Here is a 24,106-nt window from a genome sequence, read left to right as displayed (position 1 = left end):
GAACCATTGCGGTGAAACTGGACAGCACGCCCCGGCCCCAACCGGTTGCGGTGCTGCCCATGGATGAACGTGTCAGCGGTCGGGTGTCCGCGCGCTGCCGCGTTCAGAAGCTCCCTGGCTGCGATCGAACAGCTGTGCGGGCGAGGGAGGTAAAGGATTGGCGTACTTGCCGCGCGCGCTGGGCGCTTCGCGAAGATCCAGATATTTGCGTTCGCTCATGTCGCTGGCCGCGCTCTGGCCCAGGATCACGGTCGGGCGCAGGAACACCATCAGGTTGCGTTTGACCCGGGTGTCGCTGGTGGAGCTGAACAACCTGCCCAGGCCGGGGATGCTGCCGAGCAAGGGCACGCTGGCGCGGGTATGGGTGACGTCATCCTGGATCAGGCCGCCGAGCACGATCACCTGCCCATCGTTGGCCAGGATGGTGCTCTTGATCGAGCGCTTGTTGGTGATCACATCTGACAGGGTGATGCCGCTGGGCGTTGCCGCCAGCGAAGAGATCTCCTGTTCGATCTCCAGCCGCAGCGTGCCGCCCTGGTTGATGTGTGGCGTCACCTTCAAGGTCACGCCGATGTCCTGGCGCTGGATGGTGGTGAACGGATTGCTGGTGCCATCGCCGGTGGTGGTATACGAACCGGTCTGGAATGGCACGTTCTGGCCGACCAGAATCTCCGCCGGTTCGTGGTCCAGGGTCAGCAGGGTCGGCGTGGACAGCAGGTTGTTCTTGGAGTTGGTCGACAGCGCCGTCACCAGCGCACCGAAGTTACTGTTGCCGATGCCGAGAATGGCGCCGGACGGCAGCGATGTCGGCGGTGTGCCGGCGGCCAGCGAGCTGAGCAGGGTGCCGATCGACAGCCCGGTGTTGTTGTAGTTGACCCCACCCACGCCATTGCTGCGCGAGCCGCCATCCAGCGCCCACTGCACGCCGAGTGCGTCTTCGATGTCGCCGGAGATCTCGACGATGGCCGCTTCCACCAATACCTGCGAGCGCGGGATGTCCAGCTGCCGGACGATGTCGGTCAGTACCTGCAGCATTTCGGGCTTGGCGTGGATGACGACTGCATTGAGGCTTTCATCGGCGCGGATGAGGGTGCCGGTCTGGGTCTGCTTGTCATCGCCCTCCTGCTTGATCGAATCGCCGATCGCGCCCAGGGTCTGCGCCATCTGTTTGGCATCACCGTGCTGCAGGCGGATCACCTGAGTGGTGGTGGAACGTGGTGCATCCACGTCCAGCGAGCGCGCCAGCTCCAGCAATCGCTGGCGGGCCTGTTCCGGGCCGAAGATCAGCAGGCGGTTGGTGCGGGTGTCGGCCAGTACCTTGGTGGCCGCGCCTGCGCTGGTCGCGCCAAGGCTGGCCTGCAGCAGCTTCTGCAGGTTCTCCACGCTGGCGAACCGCACTTCGTAGTCGGCATGGCCATGCAGCTTGGGCGCATCCAGCTGCCGCAGCAGTGCCTCGATGCGGGCGATGTTGCCGCGCCGGTCGCTGATGATCAGCGAATTGGAGGTGGGCACCGCGGCCAGGTGCGCATTGGCCGGCACCAGCGGGCGCAGCATCGGCAGCAGCTCGGTGGCGACGTTGTGCTGCACCGTGAGCACGCGGGTTTCGATCGCATCCGGGCCACGGCCGCGGCCATCGGCAAACACGTGCGCCTCGTCATTGGGAACCACGCGGGTCTGGGTGTCTTCCTCGATCACCGCAAAGCCGTGGATCGTCATCACCGAAAGGAACAGGCGCCGCACTTCCGGAAGACTCATCGGCTCCTGGGTGGTGACGCTGACTTCACCGGTGACACGCGGGTCGATGATCAAGGTGTCGCCGGTGATGTTGGCCACCGCACCAATGAAGTCGCGGATGTCCGTGTCCTTCATGTTGATGCTCCATTGCTGTGGGGCATCGCTGGCCGGCGCGGCCCTGATAGCCAATGGCGCAAGCAGCAGCGTGGCCAGCAACACGAAGCGGTGCAGCGCAATGCGCGCAGGGAAGGTGATCATTCGGCGACGCCTGCAGCCAACTCGCCGGTGCCGCTGGGCGCGCTGGGGAAATCGAGCCTGCCGCTGCCGCCATTGCGGCTGAACAGCACATGGTCATGCGCAACCTGCTGCAGCACCACGCCGGGCAGGAATTCCTCGCCGGTGTACACGTTGACCGCACCCTGGCCTTCGATGTGGATCAATGCCTGCGATTGCAGTGGATCGGCCGCGACGATGCAGCCCTGCAGCTGCGCGCCCTGCAGGTCGGCGGCGCTGGCAACGGGGGCGCTGCCGAACAGCCGTTGCAGCATCTGCGGCGACAGGCTGGGCATGCGCACGGGGGCCGCACTGGCGCTGGCCGGCAGCTGGCTCATCTGCAGATAGAGCTGGCGCGCCTGCCATGACAGGGCGGCAACGCCGCAAAGCGTGACGAGGATCGTGATGGTTCTGGGCAGCAGGTTGGAAGTATCGAACTGGAACATCGGTGTTACGGCATCTCCCCTGGCATAGCCGCCTTGGCAAAATCTGCGCGCACAGGGGGAAGCTCGCTGCACTTTTCAGGCAACGTAGCGCCAAGGTTTCTGGTTTTCCCCTGTATTCGCAATGTCAGATTTTGCGAAGCCGGTACTCTAGCGGCGTACGTAAGACAGCGCGATGCAAACAGCTGCAAATTTGTGACAGACATCTGGAAAGCGACCGTGCAATCACGCCTTTCTGACTAGAACGTGGCATTTTTCCGGCACAAATCTTCAGGGGGAAAGTGTGACATCGCTCCGTGCAGCGATGTCACCTTCAGTGATCGATGGTTGAAACGGAGCTCCCGGCAACGCTGGCTGCTGCTGGCGGCGTGCCTGTGGCGCGCCTGCCGTTCGCGTTTGCACGCCGGCACGGTGTGCTGCTTGATGATGCCGATGCACGGATGGTGTGCCGCGCCGATGCCACGATGAGCGCGTTGGCCGAAGCGCAACGCATCGCCGGGCGGCCATTGGTGCAGCACACGGTGGCGGACGAGATGTTCGAGCAGCTGCTGCAGCAGGCCTACCAGCAGGATTCCGGCAGTGCCATGAGCATGGCCGACGAGCTTGGCGAGAGCATGGATCTGGCCAGCCTGGTGGAAGGCCTGGAACAGGTCGAAGACCTGCTGGACCAGCAGGACGATGCCCCCATCATCCGCCTGATCAACGCCCTGCTTGGCGAGGCATTGGCCGAAAGCGCATCCGATATCCATATCGAAACCTTTGAACGCAGGCTGGTGGTGCGCTTCCGCGTGGATGGCATCCTGCGCGACGTGGTGGAGCCACGCCGCGAGCTGGCGGCCTTGCTGGTATCGCGCATCAAGGTGATGGCGCGGCTGGATATCGCCGAAAAAAGATTGCCGCAGGATGGCCGCATTTCGGTGCGCGTGGGCGGGCGCGAGGTGGACATCCGTGTCTCTACCTTGCCGGCGGCCAATGGCGAGCGCGTGGTGCTGCGACTGCTGGACAAGCAGTCCGGCAAATTGTCGTTGCAGCACCTGGGCATGCGCGTGCGCGATGTCGGTGTAATGCAGGCCATGCTGTGCCGCCCGCACGGCATCGTGCTGGTCACCGGCCCCACCGGTGCCGGCAAGAGCACCACGTTGTATGCGGGGCTGCGTGCGATCAACAACCGCCAGCGCAACATCCTCACCGTCGAAGATCCCATTGAGTACCACCTCGATGGCGTCGGCCAGACCCAGGTCAACAGCCGCATCGAGATGACCTTCGCGCGTGGCCTGCGCGCCATCCTGCGGCAGGATCCGGATGTATTGATGGTCGGCGAGATCCGTGACAACGAAACCGCACGCATCGCCGTGCAGGCCTCGCTTACTGGCCATCTGCTGCTGTCCACGCTGCATACCAACAGCGCGGTGGGTGCGGTCACCCGCCTGCTGGACATGGGCGTGGAGTCGTTCCTGCTGTCCTCCTCGCTGCTTGGCGTGCTGGCACAGCGGCTGGTACGCCGGCTGTGCCCCAAGTGCCGGGTGGTGACGCCGGCCTCCACCGCCGAATGTGCGCAGTTGGAAATGGAGCCCTGGCAGCGGCCGCTGCTGTTCCGCCCGGTCGGCTGTGAGCACTGCAACGGCCAGGGCTATCGCGGCCGTACCGGCATCTACGAGCTGGTCGAGTTCGGCCCCGAGCTGCGTGCGCTTGTGCATGCCGGTGCCGGCGAAGCCGAGCTGCTGGCGCAGGCGCGCCGGCAGGGGCCATCGATGCTGGACGATGGCCGCGCCAAGGTGCTCGACGGCGTGACCACGCTGGAAGAAGTACTGCGGGTTGGGCGCGACCTGTGAGCCTGCACCCGCAACAGAGGGGGCGCTGATGGCGGCGTTCGAATACCTGGCACTGTCGGCTGACGGCCGCAGGCACAAAGGCGTGCTGGAGGCAGACAGTGCCCGCCAGGCGCGGCAACAGCTGCGTGAGCGCAATCTTGCGCCGGTGCAGGTGGATGCGGCCGCTGCGCGTGATGGCGGCACCACGGCCACCGGCGGTGGCCGTATCGGCAGCAGCGAGCTGGCCCTGCTGACCCGGCAGCTGGCCACGCTGGTGCAGGCTGCCTTGCCGGTGGAAGAAGCTTTGCGCGCGGTGGCCGCACAGACCAGCAAACCGCGCATACGCGCGACTTTGCTGGCGGTGCGCGGCAGGATTCTGGAAGGACATGGGCTGGCTGCAGCGCTCGCCGCGTATCCGCGTGCGTTTCCCACGATCTACCGCAGCATGGTTGCTGCCGGTGAGCGCGGCCATCTGGGCGTAGTGCTGGAGCAGCTGGCCGACTACACCGAACAACGCCAGCAATCGCGTCAGCGGATCCAGCTGGCCTTGCTCTACCCGCTGATCTTGCTGGTGGTTGCGAGCCTGATCGTCGGCTTTCTGCTCGGCTATGTGGTGCCGGATGTGATCGACGTCTTCGTCGACTCCGGCCAGGCGCTGCCCTGGCTTACCCGCGCGCTGGTGGCTACCAGCAACGCGGTCACCCAGTGGGGGCCGTGGCTGCTGCCGCTGCTGGTCATCTCCGCAGTGCTGCTGTGGCGCGCGCTGCAGCAACCCGCCAACCGCCTGCGCTGGGATACCGCGTTGCTGAAACTGCCCCTGTTCGGCCTGCTGCTGCGGGATCTGGACAGTGCCCGCTTCGCGTCCACCCTGGCCATTCTGGCGCGCAGCGGCGTGCCCTTGGTGGAAGCACTGCGCATCGCCGCCCAGGTAGTGGGCAACCAATGCATCAAGGCCGGCCTGCTGCAGTCCGAGCTGGTGGTGCGCGAAGGCGGCAGCCTGACCCGTGCGCTGGAACAGCACACGCCGCTGCCGCCGATGCTGCTGCACATGGTTGCGGCAGGCGAGAAATCCGGCGAGCTGGACGCGATGCTGGCCCGTGCCGCGCGCAACCAGGAAACCGATCTGGCCGCGCGCATCGCCCTGCTGGTCGGCTTGTTCGAGCCCTTCATGCTGGTGCTGATGGGCGTGGTGGTGTTGTTGATCGTGCTGGCCATCCTGCTGCCGATCATGTCCTTGAACCAACTAGTGGGTTGAAACGGTTATGAGTGCAATTGCAAGACGCCAGGGCGGCTTCACCCTGATCGAGATCATGGTGGTGGTGGTGATCATCGGCATTCTCGCCGCGCTGGTGGTGCCCAAGGTGATGGGCCGGCCGGACCAGGCCAAGGTCACCGTCGCGCGTGGCGACCTGAAGGCGATTGCTTCTGCATTGGAGATGTACCGGCTCGACAACCGCAGCTATCCGGACACTCAACAGGGCCTGGAAGCGCTGGTGCAGCGGCCGCCAACCGGCGCCGACAACTGGAACCCGGAAGGCTATCTGGCGCGCATGCCGGTTGATCCTTGGGGCAACCCGTATCTGTACCTGGCGCCGGGCAGCAAGGGCGCCTACGACCTGTGGAGCCATGGCGCCGATGGCCGCGAAGGCGGGCAGGGACTGGACGCGGACCTGGACAGCCGGGACCTTTGACGGTGGTGCGGGCGCGCGGCTTCACCCTGGTTGAAGTGCTGGTGGTCGTGGTGATCGTCGGCGTGCTGGCAGCGGCGGTGGAGCTGGTCGCCACCGCGCGTGGCGATGGCTATGCGCTGCGCGAAGAGACCGAGCGGATGGCGGCGGTAGTGCGCCTGCTTGCCGATGAAGCGGTGCTGGACAACCGTGAGTACGGCATCCGCCTCGGCATGCACGGGTATGAGATGCGCGCCTACGATAACCGCGCAGGACGCTGGATTGTGCAGCCAGGCTGGGCACCACGCCAGCTGCCGCAGAACCTGGAGGTGACGCTGCTGCTGGAAGGCGCACCGGTCGCGCTGAGCGCACGCCCGGATGCCGACGCGGCGCCGCAGATCGTGCTGTCGTCTTCGGCGCAGTGGACGCCGTTCAGCGCCAGCATCAAGGATACGAGCCGGCATGGCCTGGTTTACCGGATCGACAGCGATGGCATGAGCGAGCTGCAGGTGCAGCAGGTGTCAGCACCATGAAGCAGACGCGCGGGTTCACCCTGCTCGAAGTGATGGTGGCGCTGGCGATACTGGCGGTGGTCGCCGCCATGGTGCATGCCACCCTGCAGCGACACGTTCGTAATGCGCGCGCGCTGGAGAACCGTGCGTTGGCCGGGTGGTTGGCTGATACCACGCTGGCCGAGCTGCAGTTGCAGGGCGTCGCAGCCCCGGGCATCAGCGAGGACACCGTCGAGCAGGGCGCACGTCGCTGGAAGGTGGAACGCGATATCCAGGCCACCGCCGAGCCGCAACTGCGACTGGTGCGGATACGGGTAAGCGATGCCGCCGGCGAGGATGGCGGGGTCAGCCTGAGCGGTTTCGTTGGAGTCAGCCGGTGAAGCGCAGCGCCATTGCCGGTTTCACCTTGCTGGAACTGCTGGTCGCCGTGGCGATCTTCGCCCTGGTTGGTATTGCCAGCCATCGCCTGCTGCTCAGCGCAGTGCGCGTGGATGCGCAGGCCCGTCAGCAGGAGCTGCAGCTGCGCCAACTGGTACGCGCCATGAGCAGCCTTGAGCGGGATGTCGAACAGGCGCTGGAACGCCCGGTACTGGATGCCGATGGCAACGAGGAACCCGCGTTCTGGAGCGATCCGGACGGGCAGGGCCTGCAATGGACACGTGCCGGCTGGAGCAATCCGCTGGCCGCACCGCGCGCGCAGCTGCAACGCGTGCGTTGGCGCCACGAGGGCACCGTGCTGGCCCGCGAATACTGGCCAGTGCTGGACCGTGCCGACGCCGCCGCCGCGCAGCACCAGGTGGCACTGCAGGATGTCAGCGCCGTGCAGTGGCGTTACCTCGACCGGCAAGGCGTGTGGCGTGCGCAGTGGCAGGGCGACGGCGCGCAGCCGCTGCCGCGCGCGCTGGAACTGCGCATCGAACACACCCGCTTTGGCGTGCTGCGGCGCGTGCTGTTGCTGCCCGATGGGCTGCCGGCAGGGCGGTCATCATGAAACGCTTCCAACACGGGGTTGCGTTGATCACCGTGCTGCTGGTGGTGGCGCTGGCCGCCACCGTCTGCGCGGCACTGGTCACCCGCCAGCAGTTGTCGATCCGCGGCACCGCCAACCAGCTGCATGCGCGGCAGGCCTGGCAGTACGCACGCGGCGGTGAACAGCTGGCGATCGCACTGCTGGCAGCCGATCTGCGCCAGGGCACGGCCAGTGATCATCTCGCCGAAACCTGGGCGCAGCCGTTGCCGCTGTATCCGCTGGACGGCGGCGGCCTGAGCCTGTCCATCGAGGACCTGAGTGGGCGTTTCAATCTCAACAGCGTGGTCCAGGGCGGGCAGGTGGATGCCGATGCCTTCGCCCGCCTGCAACGGCTGTTGGTGTTGTTGCGGCTGGATCCGCAACTGGCGTGGCAACCGGTGGCGTGGATCGCCCCGGCGCTGGCCCCGGATGCGCTCCGCCTGCAGGCCGAGCGCAGCTACCAGCGCCGCGAACCGAACTACTGCGCCGCGCGGCGCGCACTCACCGATGTCAGCGAGCTGCGCCTGCTTGCAGGGTTCGATGAGGCCGCCTATCAGCGGCTGTTGCCGCATGTCACTGCATTGCCTGCCAACGCCACGCTCAATCTCAATACCGCCGACCCCTGGGTGCTGGCCAGCCTTGCCGATGGGCTGGCACTGGCCGATGGCCGGCGGCTAGCCGAAGCGCGTGGGGGTTCGGGCTTTGCCAGCGTTGATGGCCTGCTCGCGCAGCCATTGCTGCAACGCCGGCAAGTCGCCAGGAATGGTTTGGCGGTGCGCAGCAACTGGTTCCAGGCCAGCAGCGAAGTCGCCATCGGTGAGCGGCGGCTGCGGCTGCTCAGCGTGCTGTATCGCGATGCAGGCACCGCCCAGGTGGTCGCACGCCAGCTGGTCCCCCCTGTTTTTCCGGAGAAAGATCGATGAAGTCGCCGTCGGCATTGCCATGCCTGTTCCTGCCCGCCTGGTGCAGCGCGCACCTGGATGACGACCTGCAGGTGACCTGGAGCGATGGCCAGCAGACCGCACGGCTGCCCTTGGTCGATGCCCTGGCAAGACTCAAGGGCCGCGCCATTGCCTTGATCGTGCCAGTTGAACATGTGGCCAGCTGCGCGGTGAACCTGCCGGCAGGCAATGCGCACTGGCAGCGCAAGGCATTGCCGTATGCGGTGGAGCCCTTGTTGGCCGAGGATGTGGAAGACCTGCATCTGGCGCTGGGTGAAACCTTGAGCGATGGCCGCCAACGCGTGGTTGCGATCAACCGCAGCCTGCTGGAGGGTTGGTTGCAGTGCCTGCGCGGCAAGGGCGCACAGGTCAGCGCGATCCATGTGGATGCGGACCTGCTACCCAACGATGTCCCCACGCTGTGCTGGCACAATCAGCGTTGCCTGTTGGCCGGAACCGATGAGCTGCGCCTGGCGCTGACGCCGGCGCAGCTGCCGGCGGTACTGGAACGGTTGTCGCTACCTTGCCGGGTAGTGCATGCCAGCGATGTCACGCCACAATTGCCGCTTGCCGCCGATGTCAGCCTGCAGCCGCTGGATGGCGCGCTGCCGGCCTGGATGGTGGCGCAGAGTCCACACGCGCTGAATCTTGCGCAGGGCAGCCTTGCACCGGCATCGCGCCTGCAGCTGCGGCACTGGAAGCCGGCAGCGTGGGCGCTGGCGGCGGTGCTGGTGGCGCAGCTGGCCTTTGATGGCGCGCATATCTGGCTGCTGCAGCAACAAGCGGCCGGTTACCGGCAAGTCAATGAATCCATCTTCAAGGGCTTGTTCCCGGAAGAACACCGCATCGTCAATCTGAAGGCCCAGTTCGACCAGCGCCTGCAGCAGGGCGCATCCAGCGCGCGCCTGGATGCGTTGCTGGCCAGTGTTGCCGAAGCGATGCCGGGCGAGTCCGGCATGCAGGTGCGGCGCTTGCAGTTCCAGGCCGGCACGGGTGAGTTGTCATTGCAGTTGCAGGGCGGTGACGCCGCCGCGTTTGAAGCACTGCAACAGCGCCTGCGGGCCAAGCCGCTGCAACTGAAAGCCTCGCTGCTGGATGACGGCGGCATGCAACTCAACCTGAGCACCACACAATGAACATGACCTCTTCACGCAGCGGCGCGGGCAATGCCGTGCGTCATCTGATCGACACGCGCTGGGCGGCGCTTGCGCCCCGTGACCGCATCGCATTGCAGGCGTTGCTGGCCTTCGCCGTGCTGCTGGCGGTGTGGTTCGGCGCGTGGCAGCCAAGCCGCGCCGCCTTGCAGCAGGCCCGGGCAAATGTCGCCGCCGAACAACAGCTGCAGGCCTATCTGCGCGCCAATGCACCACGCCTGGTGGCCGGCGCGCAGCTGCGCGGGATGTTGAAAGCCGCACAGGTGCCAGCCGTGCTGTCCGCGTTGGCCGCCGAACAGGGGCTGACGCTGCGCCAGGTGCAGCAACGTCCGGATCAGCGGATCGCGGTGGCCGTGGAAGGCCCGCCCGCTGCCTTGCTGGCATGGCTGCAGGCGTTGCAGGGCAAGGGTGTGGGCCTGGCCGAGATGAGCCTCACCCAGCAACCGGATGCCAGCTGGAATGGCGAGGTGCTGCTGCTCGCACCTACAAGCTGAACCTGACGACGGCACGCTCTGTTGCCGCTGAAACTGTCGCATCGCACAAAAAACCGTGTTATCAATGCTTCCCATGAACGCAGCCCGCGCCAGCTTTTATTTTTGGTATTACTTTCCCAAGCCGCTGGCGGAGGAAGGACTGCGCTTACCCTGAAGAAACTTTCAGATGCATTCCCGAAAAGCCGCCAGCGAACCTGGCGGCTTTTTTCATGCCGCCACGCTGGGGCAGAACCATTCACTGTTTTGAACTGGAGACCCCCCATGCCCCCCCACACCGACGATCTTCGCATCCGCAAACTTGAACCACTCACCTCACCGGCGCAGCTGCTGTCGCTGTTGCCCTGTGACGAGCAGGCCTCGCAGACCGTGGCCGATGCCCGCGCCTCGCTGCACCGCATCCTGCACGGCCAGGATGACCGGCTTGCGGTGGTGGTGGGCCCGTGTTCCATCCACGATCCGGTGGCGGCGATGGAATATGCGCAGCGCCTGCGTCCGCTGCGTGATGCGCTCAGTGGTGAACTCGAAATCGTGATGCGCGTGTACTTCGAAAAGCCGCGCACCACGGTGGGCTGGAAGGGCCTGATCAACGATCCGGACCTGGACGGCAGCTTCAACATCAACAAGGGCCTGCGCGTTGCTCGTGGCCTGTTGCGTGACATCAACCGCCTTGGCCTGCCGGCCGGCGTGGAATTCCTCGATGTGATCTCGCCGCAGTACATCGCCGACCTGGTGGCCTGGGGCGCAATCGGCGCGCGCACCACCGAAAGCCAGGTGCACCGCGAGCTGGCCTCCGGGCTGTCGTGCCCGGTCGGCTTCAAGAACGGCACCACCGGCGATGTGAAGATCGCCACCGATGCGGTTGGCGCGGCCTCGCATCCGCACCATTTCCTGTCGGTGACCAAGGAAGGCGGCACCGCCATCGTGGCCACCCAGGGCAACCCGGACTGCCATGTGATCCTGCGCGGCGGCAAGACCCCGAATTTCGACGCGGCCAGCGTGCAGGCCGCCAGCGAGGTGCTGGCCAAGTCGCAGCTGCCGGCGCGGCTGATGATCGACGCCAGCCATGCCAACAGCAGCAAGAAGCCGGAAAACCAGCCCAAGGTGATCGACGACATCGCCGCCCAGCTGGAAGCCGGCGAGCAGCGCATTGTCGGGGTGATGGTGGAGAGCCACCTGGTGGCCGGCCGCCAGGACCTGGTCGAAGGCCAGCCACTGGTCTACGGCCAGAGCATCACCGACGGCTGCATCGACTGGGACAGCACCGTGCAGGTGCTGGAGCGCCTGGCCGATGCGGTTCGCAGCCGTCGCCGGGCCCAGCTGGAAGCCGCGGCCTGAGCCTCAAGTGAGGGTTTCACTGGCGCGCGGAGTGCAGTCCAAGTAGTTTACGCGGCGGGAGGCGGTAGGCCTCCCGCCTGCTGTTGGGACAGGGGGAGCACCGTCTCGGGGCAGGAAGCCTACTGAACACCGCTCCAAGGAGAAGGAAGTAATGCGTACACGTATGTGCACCCTGGCGCTGGCCCTGACACTGGTGCCGACCCTGGCCTTGGCCAAGAAGGAAGTTGTGGACTCGGGCAGCGGCTGCCTGCAGAACCTGTCGGTGGCGGGTGGTTTCACTACCGGCAAGCAGTTCCTGGCATCGACCGACCATGAAGGCGTCAGCTACCCGGTTGCGTTTGCCAAGACCGTTGCCGCGATCGAGGCCGAAGGCATGGTGGGTGTCTACCCGAACGAGACCACCGGTTATATCGCTGCCGAGAATCCGGTCCGCGGTGGCGGCGGTTCGACCGTGCCGCTGCGCACCACCGTGCGTCGTCAGCCTGACGGCAGCGTCCGTGTGGAAGTGCGTTTCAGCATCAAGGGCGGTCAGATGACTTCCAACAAGGCTGTCGGCGAAGGCCTGTGCAAGATTGCTGACGCGGCCAGTCTGTAAGCCGGCAGGGAGCAGGAGCAGGTGAAGGGTCTGTGGTTTCTGTATCTGCTGGAATGCCGTGATGGCAGTTACTACGCGGGTATCACCACCGATGTGGACGCCCGTTTCCTGGCCCATGCTGCCGGCAAGGGTGCGCGCTACACCCGCGCGCACCCGCCGCTGCGGGTGCTGGCCAGCCGTTCCTACGCGGACCGCTCGGCCGCGTCCCGCGCGGAATGGCAGATCAAGCAGCTGCCGCGCGAGCGCAAATTGGCGTGGCTGGAACGGACAGAAGATTGAGGTAGAGTCGCACCTGTAGCCGCGGCAGCTAGCGGCTTCCAACGTCCGGTTACCCGGGCAACAGCCACGCATGCGGCGGCGGTAGCAGGGCGGCAGCGTGCCGGCATCATCCTCAAGCGGGGTATTGCAATGGCAGGTTGGTATGAGTTGGACAAGAGCAGCGACGGCCAGTTCTATTTCGTGCTCAAGGCAGGCAACGCCGAGGTCATCCTGACCAGCGAGCGTTACACCACCCGCGCAGCGGCCGAGAACGGCATCGCCTCGGTACAGAAGAACAGCCCTGATGAAGCGCACTACGAGCGCAAGACCGCCAGCGACGGGCGCTACCATTTCAATCTGAAAGCGGCCAATCACCAGGTGATCGGCAGCAGCCAGATGTATGCCTCGCAGGCCGCGCGGGAAGCCGGCATCACCAGCGTCAAGGGCAATGGCCCCAGCACCATGATCAAGGACAAAACGGCGGGGTAGAGCGCCCTCTCCCCAACCCCTCTCCCGTAAAGGGAGAGGGGCTTCAAAGCCAAAGCCGCAGCGCCTGCACTTCACGGTACGCGTGATCTCATGGCCCCTCTCCCTTTACGGGAGAGGGGCTTCAAAGCAAAAGCCGCAGCGCCGGCATTTCACAGTACGCGTGATCTCATGGCCCCTCTCCCTTTACGGGAGAGGGACTTCAAAGCAAAAACCGCAGCGCCTGCACTTCACAGTACGCGTGATCTCGTAGCCCCTCTCCCTTTACGGGAGAGGGGTTGGGGAGAGGGTGAGTCGAAGACCTATACCTTCGGATTTCCAAACCTCCCCGAAGAAAGAAAAAGCCCGGCATTGCCGGGCTTTTTCATGCATTCAAGAACGACCAATCAGGCCTTCATCGTGCCGGTATCGATATAGCGCTGGTGCCAGGACAAGGCTTCCGGCAGCAGGTGCGGGGTGTGCTTGCCGTAGCTGTCGCGGCAGGCGCGGTCGAAGTAATCGTTGAGCTGGTCGCGGTAGTCCGGATGCGCACAGTTGTCGATCACCTGGCGCGCACGTGCACGCGGCGGCAGCCCGCGCAGATCGGCCAGGCCCTGCTCGGTGACGATGATGGAAACATCGTGCTCGGTGTGGTCGACGTGGCTGACCATCGGCACGATTGCAGAGATCGAACCACCCTTGGCCATCGATGGGCTCAGGAAGGTGGACAGGAAACCATTGCGGGTGAAGTCACCCGAGCCGCCGATGCCGTTCATGATGCGGCTGCCCATCACGTGGGTGGAATTGACGTTACCGTACAGGTCCACCTCGATCATGCCGTTCATGCCGATGCAGCCGAGGCGACGCACCAGTTCCGGATGGTTGGAGATCTCCTGCGTGCGCATGATGATGCGCTCGCGGTAGAACGCGATGTTGCGCTTGAACTCTTCGTTGGCCTCCGGGCTCAGCGCAAAACCGGTGCACGAGGCGTAGTCGAGCACGCCGGACTTGAGCAGATCCAGCATGCCGTCCTGGATTACCTCGGTGAACGAGGTCAAGCCGCGCAGGCCGCTTTCGGCCAGGCCGGCAAGCACTGCATTGGGAATATTGCCCACGCCCGACTGCAGCGGCAGCAGGTTGGCGGGCAGGCGGCCCTTGGCCACTTCGTGCTTGAGGAACTCGATCAGATGGCCGGCAATCAGCCGGCTGTCTTCGTCGATGGGCTTGAACGGGCTGTTGCGGTCCGGGCCATTGGTGCGCACCACCGCCACGATCTTGTCCGGATCCACGTTGAGCGTGGTCTGGCCGATGCGGTCATTGGCGTGGATCAGCGGGATCGGCTTGCGGTGCGGCGGCAGCGCGGTGCCATAGTAGATGTCATGCATGCCCTCCATGCCTTCGGGCTGCCACTCATTGACCTCGATGATCACTTTCTTGGCCAGGTCCAGCCAGGTCTTGTTGTTGCCGACCGAGGTGGAAGGCACCAGCGAGCCGTCTTCGCGGATGGCCGAGACTTCGATCACCGCCGTGTCGATATCACCGTAGAAGCCGAACCACACGTGCTGGGCAACGTGGGAAAGGTGGATGTCGATGTAGTCCAGCTTGCCTTCGTTGATGCGCTTGCGTGCATCCGGGTCGGTCTGGAACGGCATGCGCATCGCGATGGCATCCACCTTGGCCAGCGCGCCGTCGAGTTCCGGCGCGGTCGACGCGCCCGTCATCAGCTTGATCTGGAACGGCTGGCCGGCGGCGTGCACCTCTTCGATGCGCTGCGCCAGCGCCAGCGGCACCGCCTTGGGGTAGCCGGAGCCGGTGAAACCGCTCATCGCCACGGTTTCGCCCGGCTGGATGAAAGCGGCGGCTTGTTCGGCGGAAACGACGCGGTCGCGCAGGCGCGGGTCCAAAATACGTTCGACAGACATGACCACTACGGTTTGTTGGGGGGATTGCTGATTATCGCCGTTCGGCGGGTACAGGGGGGTTCTACCTTGGTGGGATGGTTTTCGCGGGCCCCTTGCTCTTGTACTGCCCAGTATTGTTTTGCACTGCAGCGTGCAAGTTGTCCGCACAGCCCGCACGATCGCCCTGCATCCCGACGTGGGGGAGGGAGCAAGGCCCGCTGACAGTTCGCTGTCAGCGGGCTTTTTTATTGCCTTATCGGCGGAGATGGCGACCGCCGACCCGCAGATGCCAGAATCGGTGGATGAATCAATCTGCCCCCGCAACACCTGAATCTGTTCAGCCTGTAATCGAGCGTGCCCTGGCCCGGCTCAAGCTGGCCGCGCCCGACCCGGCGCTATGGCCGCCCTCGGCGGCGTTTGATGCGGGCCTGCGGCAGCTGGCGATTGCCAGCGATTTCGCCATCGATACCCTGTGCCGGCAGCCGGAGCTGCTGCCGTTGCTGGCGCAGGCCGATCCCGCGCCGCTGCCGTTGCCGGTACTGGACCCGCTGCAGCCCAGCGCCTGGCCGACCCAGTTGCGTCGCTATCGCGCGGCCGCCTCGACGCGGCTGATCTGGCGGGACCTGCTGGAACTGGACGACGTGGATGCCACCCTGGCCGGCGCCACCCGCTTGGCCGAGGAGTGCCTGTCGCTGGGCCTGTCGGCCTTGGCGCAGGAGTTCGCCAGCCGCCATGGCGAAGTGCGTGCAGCCGATGGCAGTGCGCAGCAGCTGGTGGTGTTCGGGCTGGGCAAGCTGGGCGGTGGCGAGCTGAATTTCTCTTCCGACATCGATCTGGTCTACGCCTACCCGCAGAACGGCGAGTCCGATGGCGCCCGCCCGCTGGCGGCCGAGGAATATTTCGCCCGGCTCGGCCAGCGCCTGGCGCGCTTGCTGGATGAAACCACGGCCGAAGGTTTCTGCCATCGCGTTGACCTGCGCCTGCGCCCTTTCGGCAGTGCCGGTCGGGTGGCGCTGTCGTTCGCCGGCATGGACCAGTATTTCCAGCGCGAAGGCCGCGACTGGGAGCGCTATGCCTGGATCAAGGCGCGCGCGGTAGCCGGCGACATCGCCGCCGGCGAAGCCTGGCTGGAGACGCTGCGTCCCTTCGTCTACCGCCGATATCTGGATTTCACCGCGCTCGATGGCCTGCGCGAGATGAAGGCGGCGATCACCGCCGAGGTTGCACGCAAGGACCGCCTGGACGACATCAAGCGTGGCCCCGGCGGCATCCGCGAAATCGAATTCCTTGCCCAGGCGCTGCAGCTGATCCGTGGCGGTCGCGAACCGGCGCTGCGCGAACGTAGGCTGCTGCCGGCATTGCGCGCCTTGGTCGAAGGCGCGCAGATGGCGGCCAGCGATGGTGAGGACCTGATCCAGGCCTACCGTTTCCTGCGCCGGGTAGAGAATCGCCTGCAGATGCTGCGTGACGCGCAGACCCATTGCCTGCCCAACGACGCGCTGGACCGCACGCGGATCGCGCTGGGCCTGGGCCATGCCAGCTGGGACGCGCTGCTGGCGGCGTTGGACCAGCAGCGTGCGCGCGTCGGCGTCGAGTTCGACGCCCTGCTGGCACCGCGGCGTGGCCAGGCCGCGCCGGATGCGCTGTCCAGCTATTGGCGGGTGCTGCCCGGTGGCGGCAGTGCGGAGGTGCTGGCTGACGCCGGTTTCACCGATGCCAATGGCGCCGATCAATCGCTGCGCGAATTCGCCCAGTCGCTGGGCGTGAAATCCCTTTCCGACAGCGCCCGTGCGCGCCTGGACCGGGTACTGCCGGCGCTGCTGCATGCCGCTACCCGCTCGCCGCAGCCGGATGCCGCGTTGCGCCGCGTGCTCGGCCTGCTGCAGGCGATCCTGCGCCGTACCAGTTACCTGGCGCTGCTCGATGAGCAGCCCAGCGCACTGAACCGGCTGGTCAACGTGCTGGCGCGCAGCGCGTTGTTGTCGGAGCGGCTGGTGGCGTTCCCGCTGCTGCTGGACGAGTTGCTCGACACCCGCGTCGCCGGGCCGATGCCCGACGCCCAGGAGATGCGCGCCGCCTGTGCCAGCGCACTGTCCATCGACGACCCGGAAGCGGCGCTGCGCGAGCTCAATGAAGTGCGCCTTGCGCTGAGCTTCCGCATGGCGCTGGCCTTCCACGATGGCCGCCAGCGGGCGGTGGACTGCACCCATCAGCTGGCGCTGCTGGCCGATGCGGTGGTGGTGACGGTGTTGCAGATGGCGCATGCAGACATGCTGCAGGCGCATGGTGAAGTGCCGGGCGGGCGGTTCGCGATCATCGGCTATGGCAGCCTGGGCGGGGTCGAACTGGGGTTCGGCTCGGACCTGGACCTGGTGTTCCTGTACGACAGCCCGGCGGGCGTGGACGGCAGTGATGGCCGGCGCCCCTTGGACAGCGGCCGCTGGTTCGCACGCCTGGCGCAGAAGGTGATGGCCCTGCTCGGCGCGGTGACCGCCGCTGGCCGCCTGTACGACATCGATGTGCGGCTGCGCCCTGACGGGGGCAAGGGTGCCTTGGTGTCTTCGCTGGCCAGCTATACCGAGTACCAGCGCGAACGTGCCTGGACCTGGGAGCACCAGGCGCTGGTGCGCGCGCGCGGCATTGCCGGTGATGCAACGTTGCTGGCGGATTTCGAACAGGTACGCACCGCCACCTTGAGCCGCGCGCGCGACCCGGAGACCTTGTTTGGCGATGTCCTGAAAATGCGCGGGCGCATGCGCGCCGAGCTGGACCGCAGCGATGCGGCACGGCTGGATCTGAAGCAGGGTGCCGGTGGCCTGGTGGACCTGGAGTTCGTGCTGCAGACCGGCGTGCTGTCGCAGGCGCAGCACGCCCCGGCGCTGTGCGAACCGAGGGAAACCCCGTTCCTGATTACGGCGCTGGCCAAGGCAGGTTGGCTGCCGGCGCAGACCGCAGCGGCTCTGCACGACGCACATGCGACGTTGCTGGACGCGGGCCTGAGCTGCACCCTCGACAGGCGCCCACGCATTGTGGTGCCCACGCAGGAAATCGAGGCCGCCTGCGCGGCGATCACAGCGGCGGCACTTGCCCAGGGGCTGCCTTTTCCAGCGTCGAAAGGCTAGAAGTTGACTGCCAGGAACTGGAGATCAGGAACCAGCAACGTAGAGAGCGCAGTCGCTGCTCAATGGTTCCTCGTTTCTAGCCTCTGGTTCCTGGCTTCAAAGGCGCCATCTTCCACAGCAGCGCACGGAACGGCGCCAGCAGGCAGATGCCGATGGCCAGCTTCACGGCCAGATCGCCAGCTGCCCAGCTGATCCACGGCAGCTGCGAGCCGGCGAAAGCAATCGACCAGAAGATGGCCGTATCGACCGTGGCGCTGCAGGTGGTCGCGACCATCGGTGCACGCCACCAGTTGCCGGCGCGCAGGCGATCGAACACGGTGATGTCCAGCAGCTGCGCGACGATGAAGGCCGAACAGGAAGCCACCGCGATACGCGGGGTGGCGATCCACACCGACAGCACCACCGCTACCGCAAAGCCGGCCCAGGCCACGCGGCGTGCCGCCTGCGGGCCAAAGCGGCGATTGATCAGGTTGCTGACCAGGAACGCGATCGGATAGCTGAACGCCCCCCAGGTAAGCCAGTCATTGATCGGGTATTGCACCAGCACATTCGAACCCAGCACCACGGCACCCATTGCCAGCACGGCCAGCAGCAGCGAGGTGGGGGTCAGCGGGGCGAAGCGGATGGACGGATGTGAGGACATGAACGGGCACAGGCAGCGCCGTTAGGCACCGCATCAATAAAGAAGGGGAAGGCCGTGCCCAAGAGGGCAGGTAGGCGCATATTGTAACGGGTGTGGGTCTGGGGAGATGTCAACGGCCACAGGAGTGCACGCTGCCTGCGATCAAGCGGACCTAGCCCCTCTCCCGTTCACGGGAGAGGGGGGTTGGGGTGAGGGCGGCTTTTGCTTGTGCCGTCGGCTTCGCTTGCGTTTGAGCTTTGAGAAGTAAAAGCTCAGAGCCAAAGCCAAAACCAAAGCCAAAACCAAAGCCAAAACCAAAGCCAAAGCCAAAGCCAAAGCCAAAGCCAAAACCAAAGCCAAAGCCAAAACCAAAGCCAAAGCCAAAACCAAAGCCAAAACCAAAGCCAAAACCAAAACCAAAGCCAAAACCAAAGCCAAAGCCAAAGCCAAAACCAAAACCAAAGCCAAAGCCAAAGCCAAAGCCCCCTCATCCGCCCTTCGGGCACCTTCTCCCGCAAGCGGGAGAAGGAAGGCTCCAAGCATTTCTATAGTCTGAAAGTGGTAAGCATTGCGTGTACTGCAGATAGCTTGCGATCTCGTGGACCTAGCCCCTCTCCCGTTCACGGGAGAGGGGTTGGGGTGAGGGCCGCTTTTGCTTGTGCCGTTGGCCTTGCTGGCGTTTCAGTTTCAAAACGCCAAAGCCAAAGCCCCCTCATCCGCCCTTCGGGCACCTTCTCCCGCAGGCGGGAGAAGGAAGGCTCCAAGCATTTCTACAATCTGAAAGTGACAAGCATTGCGTGTACTGCAGGTTGCTTGCGATCTCGCGGACCTAGCCCCTCTCCCGTTCACGGGAGAGGGGTTGTGGTGAGTGCCGCGTTTGCTTGTGCCGTTGGCCTTGCTGGCGTTTCAATTTCAAAAAGCCAAAGCCAAAGCCCCCTCATCCGCCCTTCGGGCACCTTCTCCCGCAAGCGGGAGAAGGGAGTAATCCGGCATGTTTGCGATCTGAAGCACCTTCTCCCGCAAGCGGGAGAAGGGAGTAATCCGGCATGTTTGCGATCTGACGCACCTTCTCCTGCAAGCGGGCGAAGCAAGCAATCAAGCATGTGCGGATTGCCCCGGCCTGCATTGCCGGATGTTCAGAGCTTCCCGCTATGGCTCACCTGTGCCGCTTCAATCGCCGGCACGAAGGTCAGTACCGCGCCATCCTCGGCCCGCAGCATCCAGCCAGCGCCCTGCGGGCTGGGGGTGAATGCTACGGTCTGGCCCAGCACGAAGTTTGATGCCGGGTTGTCCTCGCGCTGTGGCCAATGCAGCGTGGCGGTGTTGGCCGCGTCCAGTGGGTCTGCCAGCGCAACGCTGCGGCCACCATCGGCGTCCTGGGTGACCGCTTCAACCTTCATGTCCGGCAACGGGCCGGCACTGACACGCCGGGCCTGGCCTTGGCCGGATTGCGATGACGCCGTGGACGACTTGTCCGCCGCCGATGCCGCCAGCAGCAACGGCGCCGAGACCAGCATCGATGCGCCAGCAGAGGTCACCAGGGTGCTGACTTCCGAACGGTTCAGGCCGTCACCGGCACGCGCCGGCGCAATCACCAGCAGGCCACTGAGGGCGGCGAATGCAAACAGGGAAAACAGGGGTTTCATGGGGAGCTCCTCAGCGACGTCAGGACAATGATCAAAGTGTGCGGGTGCGGCTTTCATCCACCGCCTCGATGGTCGGCACGAAGGCCAGCGCCGCACCTTCGGGATTGCGCAGCATCCAGCCCGCGCCCTGCGGGCTGGGCTGGAAGGCGATCTTGGCACCCACGTTGAAACCCGCGGCCGGGTCGTCCTCGCGCTTGGGCCATTGCAGGGTGGCGCGGTTCTCGGCATTGGCCGGATCTTCCAGCGTCACGCGGCGGCCGCCGTCGGTGGCGGTTTCAATCGACTTCACTTCCAGGTCGGGCAATGGCCCGGCGCTGATGCGGCGCTTTTCCTCGCGACGTTCCCTGGATTCCTTGGACATGTCGGCCGCGCCACGCACACCGGCGGCGGACAGGAAGATCGGCCCGGAAACAACCATCACCACGCTGGAGCCGGTCACCAGCATCGAGGCCTGCGAGCCATTGAGGTTGAAGCCTTCAGCACCTGCCTGGCCGGGCGCCAGGCCGAGGCTGGCGGCGAGGGCAAAGGCGAGGGCGCTGCTCTTGAGCAGATGCTTCATGGGGTGGACTCCTGTCGTTGTAAGGGGGAAGACGTGCCGGCCATGGCCGGCACCGGGGTCTGGTGGGCAACGGCGAGTTCGCGTTCCAGGGCGCCGCTGCGGTGCAGGAAGTCGAAGACCGATTCCACCGTCACCACCGAGTAGTTGCCGGAAATGCGCTCACTGGCCGGATGGTCGGTGACTGCCACGTTGTCGGCAAAGAAGCGCGCGCCCAGGCGCTTGCCGATGCCGATGTGCATGCGCGTGGGCGTATAGCCTTTCTGCTTGAGCCAGGCCAGGGCGGTATCGCGGTTGTCCAGAGTCGGTTCGCCTGCCGCCTTGGCCATTGCCGCTGCGGTGACTTCCAGAATCCACTGGTTGGAATTCTGGTACTCGCTGCTGCCCGGGTAAGCCAGCATGCTGTAGCGCGGCTCATGCAGGGCGCGCGCGTTGCGCGCATCACCGCTGAGCAGCGTCTTCAATGCGGTGCGTACTTCCGGCGTGGGGATGCCCACGCGCAGGTCGGTGGTGATCGAGCTTTCGCCAACCAGGTTCACCAGGCCTTCGCGGTACAGGTCCGAGTTGTCGCTCTTGCAGCGGTTCAGCAGGTGCACCACGTCCCAGCTGCCGCTGTCGTTACGGACCAGAAAGGCCAGGTGGCTGTGACGCAGGCCGTACTTGCTCAGATCCTGGCCACCGCGCGCGGCCAGGACCACATCCACGCCGGGCAGGGCATCGAGGGTATCGGCGGTGACCGCGGCCATGTCGAACATCGCGGCAATGGTGGTCGGCGGCGGGTAACGCGGGCTGCAGGCCTGTTGCGCGAATACCGGGGCGGTGAGGGTGGCAAGGCTCAGTGAGGCTGCCAGCAATAGTGTCGTGCGAGGTTTCATCGGCGCGCATCCTTGCATGGTGATTGGCAAATATTCGTTAGCCGTCGGTGGCCTTTGCCGGCATGCTTGCTCAAGGCTGCTTCCATTGCGCATGCAGCAGGCCGGATACCGCAAAACAGGCCGGCGCATCCTTGTTGGACAGCACAATCACGGTTTCGCCGGTTGCGGGGTAATGGCGTACGTCGGTGCAGACACCGTCGGTGCTGCCACCATGACCCCAGCGGAAGTCGCGGGCCGGCACGTCCTTGCCGTAGCCGGTGGCGAAAAAGCCCAGGCCCATGAACTCGCGCTGGGTGCGGGTGGCCTGCTCGAACAGTGCAGGCGGCAGCAGCTTGCCGGCGTTCAAGGTCTGCACGAAGCGGAACATGTCGCGCGCGCTGCCCACTTCGCCGCCGGCGGGCAGGCCGCGGCCGGGTTGCGTGGCGCAGTTGCGCACGCGCTTGCCATCCACGTCCACATAGGCCCGGGCGAGATCGGCTGCGGGATCGTCGCAATCCACGAAACCGGTTTGTTGCATGCCTGCCGGCTGCAGTACGTGCTGGCGAATGTAGCTCTCGAAGTCCTGCCCGGAGAGCACTTCCAGCATCCGTCCCAATACCAGATAGCCAAAGTTGCCGTACTTCTGCGCGCTGCCGGGCGCGAACTCCGGTGCGCGCCCGGCATGCAGTGCAACCATCTCTTCCAGGCTGCGCAGCCGCGCGCGATCGGCATCGTGCTCGGCGCCGAACAGCTCGTCGATATCACCCGCACCGGCGCTGTGTGTCAGCAACTGGCGCACGCTCACCTCATTGGCGAACGGGCGGTTGGGGTAGTCCTTGAGCACCTCACCGACCTTGCTGTCCAGGCTGAGGCGGCCGGCAGCGATCTGCTGCAGGATCGCCACGCTGGTGAACATCTTGCCGGCCGAAGCCAGGTTGAAGCGGTCGGTCACCTGCAGCGGCGTTTCCTGCTGCTCATCGCGCACGCCATAGGCTTTCTCGAACACCACATCATTGCCGCTGGCGATCAATACCGTGCCCGAGAACTGCCCGGCGGCCTGCAGCCCCAGCGCAAAACCATCCAGCTGTGCCAGCGCTTCCGCGCTGGGCGCCTGCGCGGCAGTGGCAATCCAGGGCACTACAGCGAGCAGCAGCGGGGCGAAACGCAGCAGGCGGGGCGTGGCAGCTGGGGTGTTCAGTGACTTGCGCATGTTCCGGACCTGGCTGGAGATGGCCAGAACATAGCATCGACCATTAGTGGTGACAGTCTGCAAGCCGGGCGCCGGCAGCGGATAATGGGCGCATGTCGCCTACCAAATCCCCTGTGCGTGCCATTGTCTGGATGCTGGCCGCCGTTGCTTTCTTCTCCTGCATGGACGCTGGCATGAAGATGCTGTCCAGCAGCTATCCAACCTTGCAGGTCACCATGCTGCGTGGCGCGGCCTCGCTGCCGTTCGTGCTGGTGTGGGTGCTGGCCACGGCCGGCCCGCGTTCGATCATCCCGGTGCGCTGGGGCCTGCACCTGCTGCGCGGCGTGCTCGGCATGGTGATGATCGGCTGCTTTGTGTATGCGTTGCGGACGCTGTCACTGTCCACCGCCTATACCATCTACTTTGTCGCGCCCTTGTTGGTGGCCGCGCTGTCGGTGCCCCTGCTCGGCGAATACGTGGGCCCGCGGCGCTGGGTGGCGATCGGCATCGGCCTGGTTGGCGTGCTGGTGGTGCTGCGCCCAGGCGTGGACGGTTTCATTTCCTTCCCGGGCCTGATGGTGCTGCTGGCGGCAACGGCCTACGCGATTGCTGCGGTAACGGTCAGCCTGCTCACCCGTACGGATACCCCGCAATCAATGGTGGTCTGGTTCCTGCTGATCATGGCGGTGGGGGCGGGGCTGCTGGCCTGGCCGCAATGGCAGCCGCTGCAATGGAAGCACGCGGCGCTCATCGCCGGCATGGGCCTGGCCGGCGCCTTGGGCCAGATCGCGCTGACCCGTGCCTTCCAGCTGGGCCAAGCGTCGATGATCGCGCCGCTGGAGTACACCGGCCTGGTCTGGGTGATCGGCTGGGACGTGCTGCTGTGGCAGAAGCTGCCTGACCGCTGGACCTGGATAGGCGCCAGCATCATCGTCGCCAGCGGCCTGTACCTGCTGCACCGCGAGCGGGTGCAACGGGCGCAGCGACCGGACCAGATCGATCACCCCTGAGCCAGCGGCCGGGGCAGGGGCCGATGTTGTTGTAGGAGCGGCGTCAGCCGCGAAGCTGACACTGTCGGAAAGGCCTTAGAGCCGACCCCGCCCCAACCCTCCCCTCCGCCTTTGGCGCAAGGGAGGGGGCAGAACGCTTGTGGGAGCGGCGTCAGCCGCGAAGCTGACACTGCCGGAAATGCCTCAAAGCCAACCTCTCCCCAACCCGTCCGGCCCGAAGGCACAGCCTTCGGTCGTTCATCAGGCCGCGCGCCAGTGGCGCGCAAACGGGCCTTCTTCACCCCCTTGGCTGCGCCGAAGGGAGGGGGTAGTGCCGAGCCATGCTCGGCAGGGGCTTTCCTGGCAAACCCAAACAACATCAGCCCCAAAGCTGCCGATGCCAGATGAACAGCCAAGCAGCGATCTGGTGGTGCACCTGCTTCGCGGCTGACGCCGCTCCTACAAACAGCACCGCAGGCAGCGCCACCTTACGGCACCGATCCAGTCCACTTAGAACCAAAAGGAATAAGATTCCG

The 24,106-nt window shown here is 65.4% G+C and carries 24 protein-coding genes; 15 read left to right on the top strand and 9 right to left on the bottom strand.

Annotation, left to right across the window (positions count from 1 at the left end):
* Positions 1-72 precede the first annotated feature (72 nt).
* Positions 73-1,992: a type II secretion system secretin GspD gene (gspD, locus tag BCV67_RS06955; RefSeq protein ID WP_062167062.1), complete on the bottom strand. Its 1,920-nt coding sequence runs from the start codon at positions 1,990-1,992 to the stop codon at positions 73-75.
* Positions 1,989-2,453: a type II secretion system protein N gene (locus BCV67_RS06950; protein ID WP_062167060.1), complete on the bottom strand. Its 465-nt coding sequence runs from the start codon at positions 2,451-2,453 to the stop codon at positions 1,989-1,991. Before BCV67_RS06950 ends, gspD begins: the two co-directional genes overlap by 4 nt.
* A 320-nt stretch (positions 2,454-2,773) precedes the next feature.
* Here BCV67_RS06950 and gspE point away from each other — a divergent pair, with 320 nt between their 5' ends.
* From gspE to BCV67_RS06885, 13 genes are all read left to right on the top strand, one after another.
* Positions 2,774-4,282: a type II secretion system ATPase GspE gene (gene gspE / locus BCV67_RS06945; protein ID WP_062167057.1), complete on the top strand. Its 1,509-nt coding sequence runs from the start codon at positions 2,774-2,776 to the stop codon at positions 4,280-4,282.
* Positions 4,283-4,310: 28 nt separating this feature from the next.
* Entirely contained in the window at positions 4,311-5,516 is a 1,206-nt protein-coding gene (gene gspF, locus BCV67_RS06940) for a type II secretion system inner membrane protein GspF (RefSeq protein ID WP_062167055.1), read from the top strand.
* A gap of 7 nt (positions 5,517-5,523) precedes the next feature.
* Positions 5,524-5,952, top strand: coding sequence for a type II secretion system major pseudopilin GspG (gene gspG / locus BCV67_RS06935; RefSeq protein WP_062167053.1), 429 nt, complete (start codon positions 5,524-5,526; stop codon positions 5,950-5,952).
* A gap of 2 nt (positions 5,953-5,954) precedes the next feature.
* Positions 5,955-6,461 carry a type II secretion system minor pseudopilin GspH gene (gspH, locus tag BCV67_RS06930; protein WP_062167051.1) on the top strand — a complete coding sequence of 169 codons (507 nt, stop codon included), beginning with the start codon at positions 5,955-5,957 and terminating at the stop codon, positions 6,459-6,461.
* Entirely contained in the window at positions 6,458-6,820 is a 363-nt protein-coding gene (gene gspI / locus BCV67_RS06925; RefSeq protein WP_062167049.1) for a type II secretion system minor pseudopilin GspI, read from the top strand. Before gspH ends, gspI begins: the two co-directional genes overlap by 4 nt.
* Positions 6,817-7,431: a type II secretion system minor pseudopilin GspJ gene (gene gspJ, locus BCV67_RS06920; RefSeq protein ID WP_062167047.1), complete on the top strand. Its 615-nt coding sequence runs from the start codon at positions 6,817-6,819 to the stop codon at positions 7,429-7,431. The genes gspI and gspJ overlap by 4 nt, the downstream gene beginning before the upstream one ends.
* On the top strand, positions 7,428-8,372 hold the full coding sequence (gene gspK, locus BCV67_RS06915; protein WP_062167045.1) for a type II secretion system minor pseudopilin GspK: 945 nt from the start codon (positions 7,428-7,430) through the stop codon (positions 8,370-8,372). The genes gspJ and gspK overlap by 4 nt, the downstream gene beginning before the upstream one ends.
* Entirely contained in the window at positions 8,369-9,526 is a 1,158-nt protein-coding gene (gene gspL / locus BCV67_RS06910; RefSeq protein WP_062167043.1) for a type II secretion system protein GspL, read from the top strand. Before gspK ends, gspL begins: the two co-directional genes overlap by 4 nt.
* Positions 9,523-10,038 carry a type II secretion system protein GspM gene (gene gspM / locus BCV67_RS06905; protein ID WP_062167040.1) on the top strand — a complete coding sequence of 172 codons (516 nt, stop codon included), beginning with the start codon at positions 9,523-9,525 and terminating at the stop codon, positions 10,036-10,038. The genes gspL and gspM overlap by 4 nt, the downstream gene beginning before the upstream one ends.
* Before the next feature lie 261 nt (positions 10,039-10,299).
* Positions 10,300-11,373 carry a 3-deoxy-7-phosphoheptulonate synthase gene (locus BCV67_RS06900; protein ID WP_065868065.1) on the top strand — a complete coding sequence of 358 codons (1,074 nt, stop codon included), beginning with the start codon at positions 10,300-10,302 and terminating at the stop codon, positions 11,371-11,373.
* A 151-nt stretch (positions 11,374-11,524) separates the two neighbouring features.
* A complete protein-coding gene (locus BCV67_RS06895; RefSeq protein WP_156455779.1) occupies positions 11,525-11,968 on the top strand; it encodes a hypothetical protein in 444 nt (147 codons plus the stop codon).
* 21 nt (positions 11,969-11,989) lie between these two features.
* Positions 11,990-12,247 (top strand): GIY-YIG nuclease family protein, encoded by a 258-nt coding sequence (locus BCV67_RS06890; protein WP_062167034.1) that lies wholly within the window; start codon positions 11,990-11,992, stop codon positions 12,245-12,247.
* A 129-nt stretch (positions 12,248-12,376) separates the two neighbouring features.
* Positions 12,377-12,715: a YegP family protein gene (locus BCV67_RS06885; RefSeq protein WP_062167032.1), complete on the top strand. Its 339-nt coding sequence runs from the start codon at positions 12,377-12,379 to the stop codon at positions 12,713-12,715.
* Positions 12,716-13,098: 383 nt separating this feature from the next.
* Here BCV67_RS06885 and BCV67_RS06880 read toward each other — a convergent pair whose 3' ends face one another.
* Positions 13,099-14,613 (bottom strand): acetyl-CoA hydrolase/transferase family protein, encoded by a 1,515-nt coding sequence (locus BCV67_RS06880; protein WP_062167030.1) that lies wholly within the window; start codon positions 14,611-14,613, stop codon positions 13,099-13,101.
* A 281-nt stretch (positions 14,614-14,894) separates the two neighbouring features.
* Here BCV67_RS06880 and glnE point away from each other — a divergent pair, with 281 nt between their 5' ends.
* Positions 14,895-17,714 carry a bifunctional [glutamate--ammonia ligase]-adenylyl-L-tyrosine phosphorylase/[glutamate--ammonia-ligase] adenylyltransferase gene (glnE, locus tag BCV67_RS06875; protein ID WP_062167028.1) on the top strand — a complete coding sequence of 940 codons (2,820 nt, stop codon included), beginning with the start codon at positions 14,895-14,897 and terminating at the stop codon, positions 17,712-17,714.
* Between the two features lie 76 nt (positions 17,715-17,790).
* Here glnE and BCV67_RS06870 read toward each other — a convergent pair whose 3' ends face one another.
* From BCV67_RS06870 to BCV67_RS06845, 6 genes are all read right to left on the bottom strand, one after another.
* On the bottom strand, positions 17,791-18,357 hold the full coding sequence (locus tag BCV67_RS06870) for a queuosine precursor transporter (protein ID WP_062167026.1): 567 nt from the start codon (positions 18,355-18,357) through the stop codon (positions 17,791-17,793).
* A gap of 141 nt (positions 18,358-18,498) precedes the next feature.
* Entirely contained in the window at positions 18,499-18,879 is a 381-nt protein-coding gene (locus tag BCV67_RS19485) for a hypothetical protein (RefSeq protein WP_082746518.1), read from the bottom strand.
* Positions 18,880-19,472: 593 nt separating this feature from the next.
* Positions 19,473-19,982 (bottom strand): hypothetical protein, encoded by a 510-nt coding sequence (locus BCV67_RS06860; RefSeq protein ID WP_062167024.1) that lies wholly within the window; start codon positions 19,980-19,982, stop codon positions 19,473-19,475.
* Positions 19,983-20,013: 31 nt separating this feature from the next.
* Positions 20,014-20,541: a hypothetical protein gene (locus BCV67_RS06855; RefSeq protein WP_062167022.1), complete on the bottom strand. Its 528-nt coding sequence runs from the start codon at positions 20,539-20,541 to the stop codon at positions 20,014-20,016.
* A complete protein-coding gene (locus BCV67_RS06850) occupies positions 20,538-21,413 on the bottom strand; it encodes a DUF2145 domain-containing protein (RefSeq protein ID WP_231732463.1) in 876 nt (291 codons plus the stop codon). Before BCV67_RS06850 ends, BCV67_RS06855 begins: the two co-directional genes overlap by 4 nt.
* Positions 21,414-21,483: 70 nt before the next feature.
* Positions 21,484-22,602, bottom strand: a complete 1,119-nt coding sequence (locus tag BCV67_RS06845; protein ID WP_062167020.1) for a serine hydrolase domain-containing protein — start codon at positions 22,600-22,602, stop codon at positions 21,484-21,486.
* A 92-nt stretch (positions 22,603-22,694) separates the two neighbouring features.
* Here BCV67_RS06845 and BCV67_RS06840 point away from each other — a divergent pair, with 92 nt between their 5' ends.
* Positions 22,695-23,591, top strand: a complete 897-nt coding sequence (locus BCV67_RS06840) for a DMT family transporter (RefSeq protein ID WP_062167019.1) — start codon at positions 22,695-22,697, stop codon at positions 23,589-23,591.
* The last annotated feature ends 515 nt before the right edge of the window (positions 23,592-24,106 follow it).

The organism is Stenotrophomonas nitritireducens (assembly GCF_001700965.1).
GTDB classification, from domain to species: domain Bacteria; phylum Pseudomonadota; class Gammaproteobacteria; order Xanthomonadales; family Xanthomonadaceae; genus Stenotrophomonas; species Stenotrophomonas nitritireducens_A.
Note: the sequence above shows the minus strand (reverse complement) of the source record. Positions and strands in the feature narration are given on the sequence as shown.